This window comes from Collimonas humicola, assembly GCF_018304945.1.
GTDB lineage: Bacteria > Pseudomonadota > Gammaproteobacteria > Burkholderiales > Burkholderiaceae_D > Collimonas > Collimonas humicola.
Genome location: NZ_JAGQEE010000002.1, coordinates 33,265 through 51,373, shown reverse-complemented (window position 1 = coordinate 51,373; position 18,109 = coordinate 33,265). Strand labels below are relative to the sequence as shown.

Below are 18,109 nucleotides of genomic sequence, written 5' to 3'. Positions count from 1 at the left end.
TCGCCGGCGTCGTTGTTCCAGATTGCAGGATAGCGATGCGCGGACTAGGCAGAGCATTGATATGGCTGGTGGCGGCTGGGTTGAGTGCAGTGATCACGGTACTGGCTTTCTTGCCGGCGGCGTGGCTGGCGCCATTGCTGGAAAGCCGTACCGGCGGCCGCCTCACCTTGGGCGATGCGCAAGGATCCTTGTGGCAAGGCTCGGCTTTTATCGGCGCCGCGCCTAGCGGCAAGGATGCGGTGGCGGCCCTGCTGCCGGGGCGATTTTCCTGGCATCTGTCGCCGCTGGTGCTGCTGGGAAGGGTCGATGCAAGGCTGGAGAATGCGCAAGTGCTGTCGAGCGCGGTCAGCATCCGCGGCAGCTGGAGCGAATGGACCGTCAGCCCGTCCGGCATGCTGTTGCCGGCCGAGCGTTTGTCGGCCTTGGGCGCGCCATTGAATACCTTGCAGCCGTCGGGCAAGATGCAGCTGGGCTGGCAGCAGCTGACGCTGGCGCGGACCAGGATAGGCAACGCTGACGGGATTGCCCTGCACGGCGTCATGACGCTGGACCTGCTGGCGATGGCGTCGCGCTTGTCGCCGGTCAAGCCGCTGGGCAGCTATCGCATGCGGCTGGACTGGCAGGGCACGCAGGCGGACATGACGCTGAGCACTTTAAGCGGCGCGATGTTGTTGAATGGCAGCGGCAAACTGCAAAACGGTCATTTTCAGTTTTCGGGGACCGCGGAAGCGGCGGTGGGACAAGAGGAAAAGTTGGCTACTTTACTGAGCCTGCTCGGCCAACGGCGCCAGATGAATGGCAGAAATGTTATCGGACTAGAGTTTAAATCATGAAAGATAAAATGTATCTCGCACTAATCAACGCAACTGCGAACACAACTGCGAACACCACTGCGTCGACATGCGAAACTCCGCATTTGCACTTGGCCGCGCGCAGTTCCTGGCGCTACGCCGCCGCCATTGCCTTGTTGACTTGTGCCGCCGGCGTCTCGGTTGCCGCCAGTGCGCAGCCGGTGCTGGGTACGGCCCCCTTGGGCGCCAGCACGGAAGGGGCGAACGGCCAGGCAGTGATGAATTTTGTCGGCGCCGACATCGAGTCGGTCATCAAGGCGGTCGGCCAATATACCAACACGACTTTCATCGTCGATCCGCGCGTCAAGGGCACCATCAACCTGGTCTCCGAAAAGCCGGTGAGCAAGACGCAGGCTTTCGATCTGCTGGCCTCGACCTTGCGCCTGCAAGGCTATGCCGTGGTGCGCGGCGACGGTTTCGTCAAGGTCGTGCCGGAAGCCGACGCCAAGCTGCAGGTGGCGCCAACCCGCCCGGCCAGTGTCCGCGGCGACCAGATCGCGACGCAGATTTTTTCCCTGAACTATGAATCGGCCACCAATATCCTGCCGGTGCTGCGGCCGCTGATTTCGCCGAACAACACGATCAACGCGAATCCGGGCAACAACACCCTGGTGGTAACCGACTACGCGGAAAACCTGCAGCGCCTGGGGAAAATGATCGCCGCGCTGGACGTGCCCGCAGTCAACGACCTCGACGTGATCCCGATCCGTTATGCGGTGGCCAGCGATATCGCCGTGATGGCCAGCAAGCTGCTGGATGCCGGCTCGGCGGCGCCGGGCGCCGGCGACAGTGCGCGCACCATCATCATGGCGGATTCCCGCACCAACTCGGTGGTGATCCGGGCGCCGTCCGCCGGCCGCGCCAACCTGGCCAAATCGCTGATTTCCAAGCTTGACCAGCCGACCACCAATGCCGGCAACGTCCACGTGGTGTACCTGAAGAATGCCGATGCAGTGAAACTGGCCAAGACCTTGCGCGCGATTGTGTCGAACGATACCTCGCTGCCGACTTCCAGCCAGTCCAGCAAGAGCTCTGGCAGCGGCTCGGGCGGCATGCTGCAAGGTTCCAGCGGCAGCGGAGCGCTAGGCTCAGGAGCCTCGACCACGCCGCAGTCCCAGACACCGCAGGATAACTCATCGCAATCGTCCGGCGGTGGCAGCGGCAGTGGAGCCGCCGGCTTTATCCAGGCTGACGACAGCACCAATACGCTGATCATCACCGCCAGCGAACCGGTCTACCGCAATATCCGCGGCGTCATCGACCAGCTCGATACGCGTCGCGCCCAGGTTTATGTGGAAGCCTTGATCGTTGAAGTCACGGATAGCGCAGCCAGTGAAATCGGGGTGCAGTGGCTGGCCTTGAGCGGAGATAAGAACAGCGCCTACCGGGTCGGCGGCGGTACCGGCTTTACCGGCACCAATACCGGTCTCATCAATAGCAACTTGTTCAATACGGCGATTGGCCAAACTGTCAATACCGGCACTACCACTTCCGTACCGACAGTCGGCAGCGGCTTGCAGCTTGGTATATTCCGTCAGATCGCTGGAAAAATCGGTCTGGGCGCCTTGGCGAGCGCCTTAAATTCCACCACCGGCAGCAATGTATTGTCGATGCCGAATTTGCTGACGCTGGACAATGAGGAAGCCAAAATTATCGTTGGCCAGAACGTACCTTTTGTCACGGGTTCCACCTTGACTACCGGTGCGGGTACCAGCAGTCCGTTTACAACCATCGATCGCAAGGACGTTGGTACTGCATTGAAGATAAAGCCGCACATTTCCGAAGGCGGCACAGTGCGCCTGGAAATTTCGCAAGAGGTATCGGCGGTAGTTACGGGTACCGCGGGCAATACTAATGGTCCGACGACGACCAAGCGTTCTCTGGATACGAATGTGGTCATTGATGATGGCGAGATCATTGCCTTGGGTGGCTTGATTGGCGATAACAATACGGGGGGCGTGCAAAAAGTACCGCTGCTGGGAGATTTGCCGTTTATTGGCAATTTCTTCAAATACCAGACCGGTTCCCGCGAGAAAACCAATTTGATGATTTTTCTGCGCCCGATTATTGTGCGCGACAAAGAGACCAGCAATCTGTTAGCCGTAGACCGTTACGACTACATGCGCAAACAACAGATTAAGGTCCAGCCAAGTAAGAGCATTCTGACCGATTTTGGCTCATCGGTGACATCTAGAATAGAAGACGGCGGCCCCTTCATCGACCTGCGTAAAAACAAGAATGCGCCGGATGGGCCAGACCAGCCAACGCCGGAACAGCAGCAGATGCCGATGCTGGTGCCAGCCAAGCCACAGGTCTCGCCGGCGCCCGGCTTCCAGAACGACAGAACGCCATGAGCGATCCAAGAATGACCGATACGCGCCTGCTTCCCTACGCCTTCGCCCGCAATTTTTCATTGCTGGCGCAGCGTACCGAGGATGCCAACGGCGCCGACAATCCGGTGGAGTTATGGATTTCCGACGCCACCCAGCCGAGCGCGATCGCCGAAGTCAGCCGGCGCTTCGGCCGCATCAAGTTCCGCAAGTTTTCACGCGATGAGCTGGAGGCGGCGATTGCGGCGGCCTACGCCGGCTCTGGCGGCGATGCGGCGCAGGTGGTGGATGAATTCGAATCGGATCTCGACCTTGCCAAGCTGATGCAAGACATGCCTGCCATCGAAGATCTGCTGGAATCGTCCGATGATGCGCCGGTGATCCGCATGATCAACGTGCTGTTGACGCAGGCTTTGCGCGAAGGCGCTTCCGATATCCATATCGAACCGTTCGAGCAGATCTCGGTAGTGCGTTTCCGTATCGACGGCAGCTTGCGCGACGTGGTGCGGCCGAAGAAGGCGGTGCATGCCTCGCTGATTTCCCGCATCAAGATCATGGCCCAGCTCGACATCGCCGAAAAGCGCTTGCCGCAGGATGGCCGCATCACCTTGCGCGTCGGCGGCAAGCCTGTCGACGTGCGCGTCTCCACTTTGCCTACCGGCCACGGCGAACGCGCGGTGCTGCGTTTGCTGGACAAGGAAGCCGGCCGCCTGGATCTGCAGCATCTTGGCATGAGCCCGGACGTGCTTCCGCAGTTCGACCGCCTGATCGCGCAACCGCACGGCATCGTGCTGGTCACCGGACCGACCGGTTCCGGCAAGACCACCACGCTGTACGCCGCGCTGTCGCGCCTGAACACCAGCAGCACCAATATCCTGACGGTGGAAGATCCGATCGAGTATGAACTGGCAGGCGTCGGCCAGACCCAGGTCAATGCGCGCATCGAGATGACGTTTGCCAAGGCGCTGCGGGCAATTCTGCGGCAGGATCCGGACGTCATCATGATCGGTGAAATCCGTGACCTGGAAACCGCGCAGATTGCGGTGCAAGCCTCGCTCACCGGCCACCTGGTGCTGGCGACCTTGCATACCAACGACTCGGCGGCGGCCGTTACGCGTTTGCTGGACATGGGGATCGAGCCCTTCCTGCTGTCGTCCTCCCTGCTGGGCGTAGTGGCGCAGCGGCTGGTGCGCAAGCTGTGCGTCCATTGCCGCCGCCACGACGGCCAGATGTGGCATGCGGTCGGTTGCGAGCAGTGCGGCCATACCGGTTATCACGGCCGGGTCGGGGTCTATGAATTGCTGCTGACCACGGATGAAATCACTGCGCAGATCCATAACCGGGCTTCCGAAGCAGAGATCCAGCAAGTGGCGCAACGCAATGGCATGCGCACCATGCGCCAGGACGGCGAGCGCTGGCTGACCGAAGGCGTGACGACGCAGGCCGAGTTGCTGCGCGTGACCAAAGAGTAAGCCTGAACAGTAAGCTGAAAACATAAGCGAGGAGCAGAGTGCCAGCATTTCGTTACGAAGCCGTAGATAGCAGCGGCAGCAGCGCCAAGGGCGTGGTGAACGCGGATAGCGCCAAGGCGGCGCGGGCCGACTTGCGCGCCCAGGGTTTGCTGCCGCTGACGGTAGAGCTCATCGCGCAGCAGGTGGACGCCGCCGGCAACACCCAGCGGCGCGGTTTTGGCGAGCATCTTTCGACGGTCGAGATCGCCTTGTTTACGCGCCAGCTGGCCAGCCTGCTGGAAGCCAGCCTGCCGCTGGAGCAGGCCCTGACCGCCTTGCTGGAACAGTCCGAGCGCAACTACCAGCGCGACCTGATCGCCTCGATCCGTTCCGAGGTGATGGGCGGCGCCTCCCTGTCCAGCGCGCTGGCCGGCCATCCGCGCGACTTTGCCGAGATCTACCGGGCGCTGGTGGCTTCCGGCGAACAGATCGGCCAGTTGTCGCGGGTGCTGTCGCGCCTGGCCGACTACATCGAACGACGCAACTCGCTGGTGCAAAAGGTGAAGCTGGCCTTCACTTACCCGGCCATCGTCACGGTGGTGGCGTTTGTGATCGTGATCTTCCTGCTGACCTACGTGGTGCCGCAGATCGTGTCCGTGTTTGCCAACACCAAGCAGAAGCTGCCGATGCTTACCGTCATCATGCTGGCGACCTCGGATTTCGTTCGCAACTATGGCTGGATCGTCCTGATCGCAGTCATTGCGCTGTTCTACGCCTGGCGCACCGCGCTCAAGAATCCCGCCACCAAGATGCGCTGGCATACCTGGCTGCTGGTCGCGCCCTTGTACGGCAAGTTCGAGCGCAGCCTGAACACCGCTCGTTTCGCCAGCACCCTGGCGATTACCACCGGCTCCGGCGTGCCTATCCTGAAGGCGCTGCAGACCAGCCGCGACACCTTGTCCAACGTCGCCATGCGCCAGCAGGTCGATACTGCAGCCACCAGCGTGCGCGAAGGGGTGGGCCTTGCGCGCGCGCTGGCCGCGCACAAGCATTTCCCGCCGATGCTGATCCACATGATACGCGCCGGCGAAGTGACCGGCGAACTGCCGGCCATGCTGGAACGCGCCGCCAGCGCCCAGGAGCAGGATCTGGAACGGCGCGCCATGACCATTGCCGGCTTGCTGGAGCCGGCCCTGATCCTGGCGATGGGGGTCGTGGTGTTGCTGATTGTGCTGGCTGTGCTGATGCCGATTATTGAAATCAATCAGTTAGTTCATTAGGAATCAATGTGAAATTACCGATTACAAAAAAACTGGGACGGCACACCAGGCGCCTGCCTGAAATCGTCAGCCTGCTGTTGTTCATGCTGCTGTGCGCCTGCACCGCCTATTGGGTGATGCAACTGATCAAACCGCCGCTGCGGCCTGTGACCGCGCCGCCGCAGGCCGAGGATACCCAGGTCGATGTGACCCTGGCGGCCGGCCTGTTCGGCGGTCGCGGCACGGTCACCGTGGCCAGCAACTATCAGCTGCTGGGCGTGGTCGCGGCCAAGCGCGACGGTGAAAGCGTGGCCATCCTCAGCGCCGACGGCAAGCCGCCGCAGGCGGTCCGCCAGGGCAAGGAGCTGCTGCCTGGCACTAGCATCAAGGAAGTGCATTCTACTTACGTGCTGCTGTCGGAAGGCGGCGTGCTGAAGCGGGTGATGCTGCCGGAAGACGCGCGCGCCAAAGCGGGATTGGGAGGCGGCTCGCCGATGCTGGCGCCGCCGCAGCCAGTGCCGCAGCAGATGCAGCAGCCACAGCAGGCGCCTAACCAGGACCTGCCGCCGGAACAGCCGGCGGTGCCGGTGCAGGATAAATAAAGCAAATGGCCCATGCTTTTGAAGGCATGGGCCATTGAGGCAAAGCGACTCTGTCCGAGCGACTCTATTCAAACTGCAAGGCTTACAGCACGTAGCGCGACAAATCCTCATTGACCACCAGCGCACCCAGGCGCTCATCGACATAAGCCGCATCGATCACCATGGTTTTCTCGCCGGCATTGGTGGCCGAGAACGAGATTTCTTCCAGCAGCTTTTCCATCACCGTATACAAGCGGCGGGCGCCGATGTTTTCCGTCTTTTCATTGACTGAAAAAGCGATTTCCGCCAGGCGCTGCACGCCTTCCTTGGCAAATTCCAGCGTCACGCCCTCAGTCGCCAGCAGCGCTTCGTACTGCTTGGTCAGACAGGCGTCGGTGCCGGTCATGATTCTTTCGAAATCGCTGATTGAGAGCGAATCGAGTTCGACCCGGATCGGGAAGCGCCCTTGCAGTTCCGGGATCAGGTCGGACGGCTTGGCCAGATGGAATGCGCCGGAAGCGATGAACAGGATGTGATCGGTCTTGATCATGCCGTACTTGGTGTTGACGGTGGTGCCTTCCACCAGCGGCAGCAGGTCGCGCTGCACGCCGGCGCGCGAGACGTCGGCGCCGCCGTTTTGCGAACGGGTGGCGATCTTGTCGATCTCGTCCAGAAACACGATGCCGTTCTGTTCGACATTGCTGATGGCCTTTTGCTTCAGCTCGTCTTCATTGATCAGCTTGGCGGCTTCTTCTTCGATCAGGACTTTCATCGCGTCCTTGATCTTGATCTTGCGGTTTTTCTTGCGGTTGCTGCCCATCCCGGAAAACATGGACTTGATCTGCTCGGTCATTTCTTCCATGCCCGGCGGCGCCATGATTTCCATCTGCGACGCCGCTTCCGACAACTCGATCTCTATTTCCTTGTCGTCGAGCGCGCCTTCGCGCAGCCGTTTGCGGAAAGTCTGGCGGGTATTGCTGCCCTTGTCCGCACTGTCGCCATCAGGGCCTTGCTCCGGATGAAAGCCGAAATCGCGTGCCGGCGGCACCAGGATATCGATGATGCGGTCTTCGGCGGCGTCTTCCGCACGGGTGCGGACCTTGCGCATTTCGCTTTCGCGCGTTTGCTTGATGCCGATGTCGATCAGGTCGCGGATGATGGTGTCCACATCGCGTCCGACATAGCCGACTTCGGTGAATTTGGTCGCTTCGATCTTGATGAACGGCGCATCGGCCAGCTTGGCTAGGCGGCGCGCGATTTCGGTCTTGCCGACGCCGGTAGGGCCGATCATCAGGATGTTTTTCGGGGTGATTTCGTGGCGCAGCGGCTCGGCGATCTGCTGCCGGCGCCAGCGGTTGCGCAAGGCGATCGCCACCGCGCGCTTGGCGCGGTCCTGGCCGACCACATGTTTATCCAGTTCCGAAACAATTTCTTGGGGCGTCATGTTCATGTTTTTTTCCGTGTTGGGTTTGGGTGCGCTGTCGCCGATTTGCCCGGCCGCATGCAGGTCAGGCGTTCATCAGGGCAAGGCGGCGTTGCGCATCACAGAAGGTGGTCTTAGTCGAGGGTTTCGATGATGTGCGACTGGTTGGTATAGATGCAGAGCTCGCCCGCGATCACCAGCGATTTCTTGACGATCTCGGCCGGCGTCAGCTCGGTATTTTCCTGCAGCGCCTTGGCCGCCGACTGGGCGAAGGTGCCGCCGGAACCGATGGCGCCGATGCCGTCGGCCGGCTCCAGCACGTCGCCGTTACCGGTGATCACCAGCGTGGTTTCGCGATCGGCCGTCAGCAGCATGGCTTCCAGCCGGCGCAACATGCGGTCGGTGCGCCATTCCTTGGCAAGGTCGACCGACGCGCGCATCAGATTGCCCTGGTGCTTTTCTAGTTTCGATTCGAACAGGTCGAGCAGCGTGAATGCATCGGCGGTGCCGCCGGCGAAACCGACCAGCACTTTGCCCTGGTATAGCTTGCGTACTTTGCGGGCAGTGCCTTTCATTACGACGTTGCCCAGTGTTACTTGTCCGTCTCCGCCCAGGGCGACGCTATTGCCGCGCCGTACTGACAGGATGGTGGTGCCATGAAATTGTTCCATTTTGCGAGCCTCAGAAAATGCGGACGTTGCCGCTCATGCAGGGCGCAGGATGCTGCGGCCAGCTGCATGTGATGCAGTATCGAATGATCAATTGAAGATCAATTGATGCGATAAATTGATGCTGTTCCGAAAAAATGGGGACGGCTGGCGTGATTACAAGCGCAATTTAGAGCGACTTGGACGGCGTTGGGGTTGTTTTTTAACTACGGCCGAGCCCGGCTTTGTTAAAAAATCAATTCTTGCGCGACACGACCCGGACGATTTCCTGTATGCCCACTACCTTGAACAAGGCGGTCACCAGATGGTTGACGTTGTGGAATTCGATAGCATTGCCGTTGCTGGCAAGCTGGGCCAGTCCGTTCAATAATTCGCCTGCGGCGCTGAAATCCACCCTGACCAGGCGGGAGCAGTCCATGATCGCCGGGCTGTGGCTGTTGGCGTGGGTTTGAATTTTGGTCAGCAGTTCTTCGGTGCGGCCTTCGATCAGGATAGGCATGAGCAAGCTGTTGCTGCCGGCCGTATTGGCGACAGGAGTTTCTTCAGCGGCCGTAATGATCTTGGAATGCGGCGCGACGAACGGCGGCGGCGACACTTCGAAGGTGATCGAATAATCGATGCTGGCGTCTTCGTAGGCTTGCTCGAGATTGAGCAGATGCAGGATTTCCAGCAGCAACAGCCATGGCGCGGCGGTTTCGTCGCGACGGCCGACCAGCAGGATCTCGCGGATCTTGTCGGCCAGCTCATCGGCGCCGACCAGAACCAGGTCGAGTCCGGATTTTTGCAGTTTTTTCAACATGCGCAGCAGCAGCCCGCAACCGATGGGATCGACCGAGCTGACGCGGGTGAATTCCAGCCGTACCGCCGGGTGGGTGACGCTCAGTTTCTGGGCGCGCTCAAGCTGCTTGCCGATGTTGGCGTCGAGCTTGCCGGAAAATGCCACTGCGGGGGTGGCGCCGGTCTTTTCCTGGCTTTTCGCCTGCGGATCGAGGGTCATGATATCGATCCAGGTCGGCGGCGAGGTTTCAAATTTGTTGGCGAAATCGACCGAGAGGTTGTCAAACTCCTGTTGCTTGCCGGTGATCTGGTACAAGTCCAGCAACATCCACCAGACAATGTGGGTGGAGGAGCCGAGCTGGTCTTCGCTGATCGCACTCAACAGCAAGGCTTCGGCGATGTCGCTCTGGTCGCTGGCAAACAGCACCGCGGCTTCTTCGATCACTTCCGGCGTGTCGGAGACAGAGACTTCGATGCTGCCGCTCCTGGATTGGTCGTCCAGGTATTCAGTGGTCCGGCTCATGACCGGCAGCGTTAGCTGGGTGGTGTTCGCCCCCAGGAGGCCAGGCGTCGTCGTGGCAGAGTCCGCCAGCGATTTCTGCGATGGCGGCAGATGGACGAATTCGGACGACATCTCCGATTCGATCGCATCGATCTTCATGGTGGTGGTGCTGCGCACGGAACCGTCGCGCGCGATAGTCGTGTTGATCAGCCGCTCCGGGCTTTCGCCAAACAGAACCGGCGCCTGATTGTCTGCCGCGGCTGGTAACTTGTCATCTTCCGGCCGTGTGCCGCCTGGACGATTATTTTTGCCGAAGAGCGAGAAAATCCCCACGTGTTAATCCTGAAAGTTAGTTGCTGTTAAAGCTGCATGAGTAGCTGTAATTTTGTTGAAAACCGGGTTGTCGGATATGACCGCTTGCTGACGGGCCGGACACCGATTCCGCGAATTTTCAGATGCGCTTTTGTCATCGCTTTTGCCAATGCTTTTGCCATCTTCATGGCCGCATTTTTGTTTTGGGACTGCCCCTGCTTTTAAGTTTCAGATTAAAAAAAGCACGATCAATCGATACCGCTAAAGGTAACACAAAGCCACTCAGGAAGTATGTCTGGTCCCCCCAAAGTTACGACATAAATATGTTGTGATTTTCGCACATTGCGGATGAAAAGTGCTCATCCTTTACGAACCGGTCCAAGGCACATCGGGATTGCAAAGCGCAGGCGCTTTGTGCGCGCCTCATATTCCGGCCTTGCAATCCCGCCGCCTCGGCTTAGAACTTGCTGCGGACCCCCAGGATCAGACTGCGTCCCGGCTGCGGCGCGACATCTTTCAGCACCGAGGTCGCCAGGCGGATATCCTGGTTCAGCAGGTTTTTGGCCAGGGCGAACCAGGTCAGCTTCAGCGCCCCTACAGTTTGCGTGTAGGAGAGGCTGGCGTCGATCTTGGTGTAGGCCGGCGTCGCGCTGTGTTCGAATGTCGCCAGCCGGTCTTGCTGCTGGGCGCGAAGGATGGTGAGGCCGCTGCGCCATGCGCCTTGGGCATAGCCGAGATCGACACCGTAGCGGCTGGCCGGCTGCAGGGGCAGATTGCCCATGTTAGTCAGTTTGCCGCGCGACGTATCGGCAAAGCCGCGCACCGAAAAGCCTTCGCCGAGCAGGTTGTAGCTGATTTCCGCTTCAGCGCCGCGGATGGTGGCGTCGGCTTGCGACCAGAACCGTTCCGTGAATTCGCTGTGATCATGGTCGTGATCGTCGGCGGCGCCATGATCATGTTCGTCAACCGCGCCCTCGCCCAGGCGGCCATACACGTAGTTGCGTACGTGGTTTTCGAACAGGTTGGCTTTCCAGCGTATCAAGCCTGTGGTTTTCTGCAATGTGAGTTCGATGTTGCGCGAGGTTTCCTTTTTTAGGGTGGGATCGCCGATATCGAAAGTGGCCGTCGCTTCGTGCGGCCCATGCGAATACAGCTCTTCAGCGGTAGGCGCGCGTTGCGCGACAGAGAGTGTCGGACCGAAGCTGTAGCCGGGAGCGAAGCGCCACAGGCCGCCGATCGAGTACGAGGCCAGGTTGAACTTGCGGTCGGCCAGCTGGGCAGCGGCATCCGGCTGGCGTTTCACCGATTCCAGGCGCAGCCCGGCGGTGGCAAGGACAGGACCGAAGTTGCGCTCTTCGACCAGGAATGCGGCAAATGAGGCGGATTTGGTTTTCGGAACCGTGTCGGGCATATTGCTCGCCGCGCCGAGCGACGAGAAACGGGTGTCGTCGCTTTGCACGCCGAAAGTGCCATGCCAGCCTGCCAGCGGTTTGTGCGCCAGCTCCAGCCGGGTTTCCGTGGATTGGTTAGAGAAAATCGTGTGTGCTGTGCCGTCTTCTCCCTTCTCGGTGTGGCCGTAGTCGGTGCGGCCCAGCTTGAAGCTGAATTTTTCGAAGCCGGCCAGCGGCTCATTGATCTGGCCGGCGACATCGTAACGGGTCTGGTGCAGGTCGATGAACGATTTTTCATCGGTTGGAATGCCGTAATGATCGTCCAAAGTTGCTACCGACGCGCCGATATAGCCCCAGGAAGCAATATACGAGGCGCCGAGGCCAAGATTGGTTTCGTGGGTAAAGGAGGTCGGCAGCCGGCCTGACGCAGAAGCAGGATCGTTGCGGGCGGCATTGCCGGGGATTTTGTAGTTGCCGGTGTCGCGCCAGTTGCCGTCCAGATGCATGCCGATTGGTCCGGCCGAGCCGTCGAGCATCACGGAGGTGCTTCTGCCGTTGTCGACGCTGCTGTAGCGCGTATCGGTTTCCCCGCTGATTTCGTCTTGCAGCCGAGTCGGGATGCGGTCGTTGACGACGTTGACCAGGCCGCCGATGGCGCCGGAGCCATACAGTAAAGCGGCAGGGCCGCGCAGGATTTCAATTTGACGGGCCAGCGCGGCTTCGGTGGCGACCGCGTGATCGTCGGACAGGCTGGAGACGTCTGCCACCGACATGCCGTTTTGCAGGATCTTGACGCGTGGACCTCCCATGCCGCGGATGACAGGGCGGGAAGCGCCGGCGCCGAAGCCCGATGCGGAAACGCCGAGCTCTTGCGACAAGGTGTCGCCCAGCGAGGTGCCGGTCTTGTTGCGCAGCTCTGCGCCGGACAAGACTTTGGTCGGGCTCAGGATCTGGGTGTCGACATCGGCGTTGAGCGGGCTGGCGGTAACCACGATGGGCGGCAAGGCGCCGGCCTGTTCGACGGTCTCGGTCTGGGCGGATGCCGCAGACGATAGAACGGCCAGCGCGGACAGAACCGCGCTGGATAACAGCGTACGTTGTACAAGCATGATGATTCCTAGACAGGTAAGGGCCGTCGATGTCGGGATCTATGCGTGAGCAATGCGCGGCGGCGCTGCATCGGCTGTCAGCAGCGCCAGGCAAGACGAATCGTGCGAGGCGGCAGGCAGCCGGGCATGGCTAGCGCGATCGAGCGGGCATGATCCCGGGCGACGGCAATCAATGATTAAACGCTTCGGGATGAGCGAAGCCGAGGTAGGCGTCCTGTCAGGAACGGGGTGGAGCGCGCGAGGAGAAATGGCAGGTGAACGGAGCATCCCAGGAGGCGAACGCCTGCCATAGGGCCAGCAGGTGTTTGCCCGGCACTGGCGGCAAGGTTGGCGGCGCCGAGTATATCGTCGCCGCCAGGGTGGCGTCGTCGAACGCAGCACAGGAGTGATGTGCTTTGCTGCCGCCCTCGATGGCGCGTTCAATCACCGAGGTGATGTGCGTCAGATGGGTCTCGGCTTTATTTTCCCAGGCGGCATGCACAATGCTATGCGTCAGTCCCAGCCATTGGGCGAACAGGATCGACAACATCAGCAGCGGCGCCAGTATGGCGTGCCGGAGATGTCTTGATCGGAATGGCTGGGCTGGCATCAGGGATTCTGGATAAAGCAAACGGCGGTGATAAATCAGGCTTGACGATCCTAAGACAGGGAGGCTATCCGTCGTGCGCCGGTTCAGGCTGCAGGAACTTGTCCCTGCAGCGTTTGCCGGCAGCTCCTCTGTCGGGACTGCTGGCGAGGATCAGTCGCCGTAAAGTTTTTGCTTCAGTTCGCGGCGTTGCTGCGCTTCCAGCGACAGGGTTGCTGTCGGCCGCGCCAGCAAACGCGGAATGCCGATCGGCTCGCCGGTTTCTTCGCACCAGCCGTATTCGCCGGCGTCGATCGATGCAATCGATTGCTGTACTTTCTTCAGCAATTTGCGCTCGCGATCACGCGTGCGCAGTTCCAGGGCATGCTCTTCTTCGATGGTGGCGCGATCGGCAGGATCCGGCACCAGGACGGTTTCACGCAAATGTTCGGTGGTTTCTCCGGCGTTTTTGAGCAGGTCGATTTCCAGCTGCTGCAAACGCGCCTTGAAGAACGCCAGTTGTGCCTCATTCATGTAATCCTTTTCGCCCATCTTAAGGATTTGCTCTTCGGATAACAGAATGTCAGAGGTTGGTTTGGTTGTTTTAGTAGCCACTTCGCTTGCTTTCGATACGACGTTTTTTTCAATTTTATCCGTTAATCCGGCACTTGCAGGCTTGCTGCTGGTATTGCTGGCGCCGGATCTGGCCGTTGGTGAACTCAGTTTCTTTGTAGCAGAACTACTGGTCGTTGTCTTGCGTGTCACCTCATTGCGTGTTGCCTCGTTGCGTCTTTCCTTGTCAGCGGCGAGATCGGATCTTGTTGCAGTCGCTGATTTCTTGGCTAGGGATTTTACAACAGGTTTGGGACTGGGTTTGGCAACTTTGGAAACGGCCTTGGTTGCGGTTGCAGCAGGGGCTTCGGTTTTCCGTTGCGCCCCGGCGGAGAGCTTTGCCGATTTTTCGGCCGGTTTTGCGCTGCCGGCGGTTTTGCCGGCGACAGCAGGGGCCTGGCCCGTTTTGAGGGCTTTGCTTGATGACGTCAGTTTCCCTTGCGAAACCGCTGCTTTGGCGGCGGTTTTTTTGTCGGTCAGGTTCATGGTCCTCTCCCTTAATCAGCGGCCAAAGGACGACGCTATTGGCCTGCTATCCAGTGATTTCCCAGCGCAAAACTGCCATAGTTTATACCAAACATTGCTCCAAACCGCGAATAAAGATGTCTTTTGGCAGATTCTTGCCGATGAAGACCATTTTACTGCCGCGTGTCTCATTTGCATCCCATTTGCCGCCGACGTCGCTGCCCATGATCTGGTGCACTCCTTGGAACACCACCTTGCGGTCGGCGCCATCCATCAACAATACGCCTTTGTAGCGCAACATGCGCGGTCCGTATACCTGCACCAGGCTGCCGAGAAACTCATCCAGGCGGGCGGTATCGAAAGGTCTTTCACTTTTGAACACAAAAGCGGCGATTTCATCGTCATGATGGGCATGATGGTGGTCGTGGTGGTGCTCATGGCCATGCTGGTGGGACGGATGGTCGCAATCGTCGCCGCTATGGTCATGGACATGCTCTTCTGTTGCCAAAAAATCAGGGTCGATTTCCAGCTTGGCGTTCAGGTTGAATCCTCGGATATCCAGGATTTCTTCTATCGGCGTGTGCTGCGGATCAAGGGTAATGATGGGCGCACGCGGATTGATGCGTTTCAGGCGCGTGCTCAGGGCCGCTACTTCCGCCGGGCTGACCAGATCGGTTTTGGAGAGCAACAGTTTGTCGGCGAAACCGACCTGCCGCTGCGCTTCTTCCTGCTGGTCGAGCTGCATCATTGCATGTTTGGCATCAACCACGGTGACGATTGCATCCAGCATGAAGTGCATCGCCACTTCGTCGTCGACAAAAAATGTTTGCGCCACCGGGCCCGGATTGGCCATGCCGGTGGTTTCGATGATGACCCGGTCGAAGTTGAGTTCGCCGGCGCTGCGGCGGCGCGCCAGCGTGGTCAGCGCCACGATCAGGTCGCCGCGCACGGTGCAGCAGATGCAACCGTTGTTCATTTCGACGATCTGCTCGGTGCTGTCCTGCACCAGGATTTCATTGTCGATATTTTCCTGGCCGAACTCGTTTTCAATCACGGCAATCTTGTGGCCGTGCTGCTGTTGCAGGATGCGGTTCAGCAAAGTGGTTTTGCCGGCGCCGAGAAAGCCGGTCAGGATGGTGGTGGGAATAAGTGCCATGGCGGATTCGAGAAATAAAAGAAGAAGGAAGGTTTAGCAGGGCAGGCGATGCCCGCGCCTGCCCATGGTGAATCGGGAGACCGGCTAATGCACGCAATCGGCGCACCAGCCTTTGATCGTCAATTCGATCTCATGGCCTTGGAAGCCCTTGCCCAGCGTGTCTTCCAATGCCTGCTGCAGCTGCTTGCGCAGCGCCGCCGGGCTGCTGCCGCCATGTTTGTCGCCGAGTGCCAGTATGCTGTCCAGGAAGCCGGCATCGCCGCTGCCGTCCAGGCAAAACACCTTGGCGCAGCGGGTGCATTTGAAATGGCCGTGCTGATGCTGGGCATGCTGGGCCGGGTCGCCATGCGCGCCGCCATCGCTATGCTCGGCGCCGGCGCTGTAGCGAAACACGCGGTCGTCGCCGGCGATCTTGTGCGCCAGGCCGGCCTCGGTCAGGCAGTCGAGTGCGCGATACAAGGTAACCCGGTCCATGTCGACAAACTGATCCTGCATGTCTTGATGAGAAAAGGCGCAGCGCGCTTCCAGCAGGGCCGCCAGGACCTTGATGCGGGCCGGCGTGATGCGCAATGCTACTTCGCGCAGCTGCGCTTCGGCCAGGACGGCGGCATGCTGATGGAGACTCGTCTTGGCGGCTGTTGCGGCGGCGCCGCCGACGACAGATTTGGATTTTTGGCCTGGGTTCATGATGCGCTGCCGGGATAAATAAGGCTTCAATTATGCCTGAAATGCAATTCAGTTGCATCTTTGCTGTCGCGTTTGATGCAGGAAGTCTGGTTAGCGCGGTTTGTCCGCAGCTTGTCTTTATTTGTCAGAGATTTTTTTTGCGCGCGGATGGGCTGCATCGTAGACCTGCGCCAGACGCTGGAAATCCAGCGAAGTGTAGACCTGAGTGGCGGCAATCGAAGCATGCCCCAGCAGCTCCTGCACCGCGCGCAGGTCCCCCGAGCCTTGCAGCATGTGCGAGGCGAACGAATGGCGCAGCATATGCGGATGGACATTGCTGCCGGCACCGAGCGCCTGTGCATGATGCTTCAAGCGCAATTGAATCACGCGCGCAGACATGCGGCTGCCGCGCTCGGTCAGGAACAGCGCCGCGGCATGTTCGACCTGATCGCCTTTCAGCAGCGTTTCCCGTTGCGGCAGCCAGGCAGCGATAGCGCGTATAGCGGGACCGCCGACCGGCACGCTGCGTTTCTTGCTGCCTTTGCCTGTGACGGTGACTTCGGCGCCGTCCAGATCAATCCAGCCGGCCGATTCATAGCCATCCTGGCGCGTATAGCGCAGATCCAGCCCGGCCAGCTCCGAGACCCGTAATCCGCTGGAATACAGCAGCTCGAACATGGCCTGGTTGCACAGGGCCATGCTGGAGCCGGCGTCGGCCAGCGGGTTGCCGCTGGCGACCAGGTGGATGGCGTCGTCGGCGGCCATCGCCTTGGGCAGCGGCTTGGCGCGTTTGGGCGCCTTGACGCCTTCGACCGGATTGCTGGCGAGCGTGGTCTGTTGCGCCAGCCATTCGAAAAAGCCGCGCCAGGCCGACAGCTTGCGGGCAATCGAGCTTGGACCCAAGCCGCGCGCGTGCAATTGAGCAGCGAATTTGCGGATGTGGAAATGGCTGACCGCGGCAAATTCCCACCGTTCTCCCAGCGTCTGCGTGAAAGCCGCCAGTTCCCTCAGGTCGCGCGCATAGTTGCTGATGGTGTGCGGGGACAACTGGCGCTGGCCCGCCAGGCTATCCAGGTAGCCGCTCAGGTAAGACTGATTGGTGCCGGCGTCCACGTGATCCTTGATCTGTGCCTATTCGAGCAGGCAGGCGAGCGCCGCGCTTGCGGTTTCGCCGATCTGCACCAGGAAATCGGTCGCCATGTCGGCGCTGAAGCGCTGCGCGTCGGGCGAACCCAGCACCAGCAGGCCGAAGGCGGGTGACGATGCCGAGTCGTTGCGCAGCGGCAGCATGGCGATCGACTGTACATCCTGCTCCAGCCAGGAAGCGGCTTCGAAGTCATTATTGCTGCCGCAAAACGGCATGCTCAGGCCGTTGGCGAAAATCTTGACGTCTTCGGACGCTGCCGCTGCAAACCAGGTATGCGAATAAGCTTCGGCCACGCCCCACAGCCGCAAGGTCGCCTGAGGCACCGCAAAGGTGCTGCGCAGGCCATCCACCAGTGTGTGCGGCAAGTCGACATCATTGCGCGCCAGCAGCAGGCTGCGCGCCCAGCCAAACAGTTTCTGGACACTGGCGTCGTTTTCCTGGGCGTTGCGGACCATGTCGGCCAGCCGCAGGTCCTGCACCTTGATTTTCTCGCGCAGTATTTCCATTTGCCGTTCCTGCAGCGATACGGCGCGCCCCAGGAGCGGGCTGCTGAGGCGGATTTTGCCCAGCAGTTCGGCGTGTTCTTCGAAGAAATGCGGCGAGTCGATCAGGTATTGGGCGATGCTGTCGGGATCCAGGGGGGAGGTCATGTGCTGTGTGTCGATGATGAAGAAAGAGAATGACCTAGGGTACACCGCTAAGCGGCTGTATGACAACCTGAGGTGTTCAGAGCGTGGCGAGACAGATGCGGCAGGCGATAAAAAAAGCCCACATGGCGAACCATGTGGGCTTTTCAGATCTTGATTCAAGCAACCTGGCCCGCTTGCTGCCGCGGGTTCGGTCA

15 protein-coding genes are annotated in these 18,109 nt (G+C 60.1%); 5 read left to right on the top strand and 10 right to left on the bottom strand.

The window, feature by feature from the left end:
• The first annotated feature begins 35 nt into the window (after positions 1–35).
• The 5 genes from gspN to KHU30_RS08920 all read left to right on the top strand — a co-directional run bounded on the left by gspN (position 36) and on the right by KHU30_RS08920 (position 6,493).
• Positions 36–833, top strand: coding sequence for a type II secretion system protein N (gene gspN, locus KHU30_RS08940; protein WP_211442324.1), 798 nt, complete (start codon positions 36–38; stop codon positions 831–833).
• 89 nt (positions 834–922) lie between these two features.
• Positions 923–3,205: a type II secretion system secretin GspD gene (gene gspD / locus KHU30_RS08935; RefSeq protein ID WP_329956663.1), complete on the top strand. Its 2,283-nt coding sequence runs from the start codon at positions 923–925 to the stop codon at positions 3,203–3,205.
• Complete coding sequence (gspE, locus tag KHU30_RS08930) at positions 3,202–4,653, top strand: type II secretion system ATPase GspE (protein WP_199110794.1); 1,452 nt, start codon at positions 3,202–3,204, stop codon at positions 4,651–4,653. Before gspD ends, gspE begins: the two co-directional genes overlap by 4 nt.
• 38 nt (positions 4,654–4,691) lie before the next feature.
• Complete coding sequence (gene gspF, locus KHU30_RS08925) at positions 4,692–5,912, top strand: type II secretion system inner membrane protein GspF (protein ID WP_211442322.1); 1,221 nt, start codon at positions 4,692–4,694, stop codon at positions 5,910–5,912.
• An 8-nt stretch (positions 5,913–5,920) separates the two neighbouring features.
• Positions 5,921–6,493: a type II secretion system protein N gene (locus KHU30_RS08920; RefSeq protein ID WP_329956662.1), complete on the top strand. Its 573-nt coding sequence runs from the start codon at positions 5,921–5,923 to the stop codon at positions 6,491–6,493.
• A gap of 82 nt (positions 6,494–6,575) precedes the next feature.
• On the opposite strand, the gene hslU is transcribed toward KHU30_RS08920, so the two are convergent.
• The 10 genes from hslU to KHU30_RS08870 all read right to left on the bottom strand — a co-directional run bounded on the left by hslU (position 6,576) and on the right by KHU30_RS08870 (position 17,915).
• Positions 6,576–7,922: an ATP-dependent protease ATPase subunit HslU gene (gene hslU / locus KHU30_RS08915; RefSeq protein WP_211442321.1), complete on the bottom strand. Its 1,347-nt coding sequence runs from the start codon at positions 7,920–7,922 to the stop codon at positions 6,576–6,578.
• A 107-nt stretch (positions 7,923–8,029) separates the two neighbouring features.
• Positions 8,030–8,566, bottom strand: coding sequence for an ATP-dependent protease subunit HslV (gene hslV, locus KHU30_RS08910; protein WP_211442320.1), 537 nt, complete (start codon positions 8,564–8,566; stop codon positions 8,030–8,032).
• Between the two features lie 232 nt (positions 8,567–8,798).
• Entirely contained in the window at positions 8,799–10,175 is a 1,377-nt protein-coding gene (locus KHU30_RS08905) for an STAS domain-containing protein (protein ID WP_211442319.1), read from the bottom strand.
• A gap of 436 nt (positions 10,176–10,611) precedes the next feature.
• Positions 10,612–12,654 (bottom strand): TonB-dependent receptor, encoded by a 2,043-nt coding sequence (locus KHU30_RS08900; protein WP_211442318.1) that lies wholly within the window; start codon positions 12,652–12,654, stop codon positions 10,612–10,614.
• Positions 12,655–12,871: 217 nt separating this feature from the next.
• Positions 12,872–13,243, bottom strand: coding sequence for a hypothetical protein (locus KHU30_RS08895; RefSeq protein WP_211442317.1), 372 nt, complete (start codon positions 13,241–13,243; stop codon positions 12,872–12,874).
• 150 nt (positions 13,244–13,393) lie between these two features.
• On the bottom strand, positions 13,394–13,798 hold the full coding sequence (gene dksA / locus KHU30_RS25545; protein WP_061946557.1) for an RNA polymerase-binding protein DksA: 405 nt from the start codon (positions 13,796–13,798) through the stop codon (positions 13,394–13,396).
• A gap of 601 nt (positions 13,799–14,399) precedes the next feature.
• A complete protein-coding gene (locus KHU30_RS08885) occupies positions 14,400–15,452 on the bottom strand; it encodes a CobW family GTP-binding protein (RefSeq protein ID WP_211442316.1) in 1,053 nt (350 codons plus the stop codon).
• An 84-nt stretch (positions 15,453–15,536) separates the two neighbouring features.
• Positions 15,537–16,139, bottom strand: a complete 603-nt coding sequence (locus KHU30_RS08880; protein WP_211442315.1) for a Fur family transcriptional regulator — start codon at positions 16,137–16,139, stop codon at positions 15,537–15,539.
• Positions 16,140–16,256: 117 nt separating this feature from the next.
• Positions 16,257–17,231 carry a tyrosine recombinase XerC gene (gene xerC / locus KHU30_RS08875; protein WP_211442314.1) on the bottom strand — a complete coding sequence of 325 codons (975 nt, stop codon included), beginning with the start codon at positions 17,229–17,231 and terminating at the stop codon, positions 16,257–16,259.
• An 18-nt stretch (positions 17,232–17,249) separates the two neighbouring features.
• The gene (locus KHU30_RS08870; RefSeq protein ID WP_211442313.1) at positions 17,250–17,915 is read right to left on the bottom strand and encodes a DUF484 family protein; all 666 of its coding nucleotides are present in this window, start codon (positions 17,913–17,915) and stop codon (positions 17,250–17,252) included.
• Positions 17,916–18,109 lie beyond the last annotated feature (194 nt).

Bases quoted from the DNA above. Each gene is read 5' to 3' on its own strand.
- gspN (WP_211442324.1), top strand. From the start codon at position 36: ATGCGCGGACTAGGCAGAGCATTGATATGGCTGGTGGCGGCTGGGTTG.
- gspE (WP_199110794.1), top strand. From the start codon at position 3,202: ATGAGCGATCCAAGAATGACCGATACGCGCCTGCTTCCCTACGCCTTC.
- hslU (WP_211442321.1), bottom strand. From the start codon at position 7,922: ATGAACATGACGCCCCAAGAAATTGTTTCGGAACTGGATAAACATGTG.
- hslV (WP_211442320.1), bottom strand. From the start codon at position 8,566: ATGGAACAATTTCATGGCACCACCATCCTGTCAGTACGGCGCGGCAAT.
- KHU30_RS08900 (WP_211442318.1), bottom strand. From the start codon at position 12,654: ATGCTTGTACAACGTACGCTGTTATCCAGCGCGGTTCTGTCCGCGCTG.
- KHU30_RS08895 (WP_211442317.1), bottom strand. From the start codon at position 13,243: ATGCCAGCCCAGCCATTCCGATCAAGACATCTCCGGCACGCCATACTG.
- KHU30_RS08885 (WP_211442316.1), bottom strand. From the start codon at position 15,452: ATGGCACTTATTCCCACCACCATCCTGACCGGCTTTCTCGGCGCCGGC.
- KHU30_RS08880 (WP_211442315.1), bottom strand. From the start codon at position 16,139: ATGAACCCAGGCCAAAAATCCAAATCTGTCGTCGGCGGCGCCGCCGCA.
- KHU30_RS08870 (WP_211442313.1), bottom strand. From the start codon at position 17,915: ATGACCTCCCCCCTGGATCCCGACAGCATCGCCCAATACCTGATCGAC.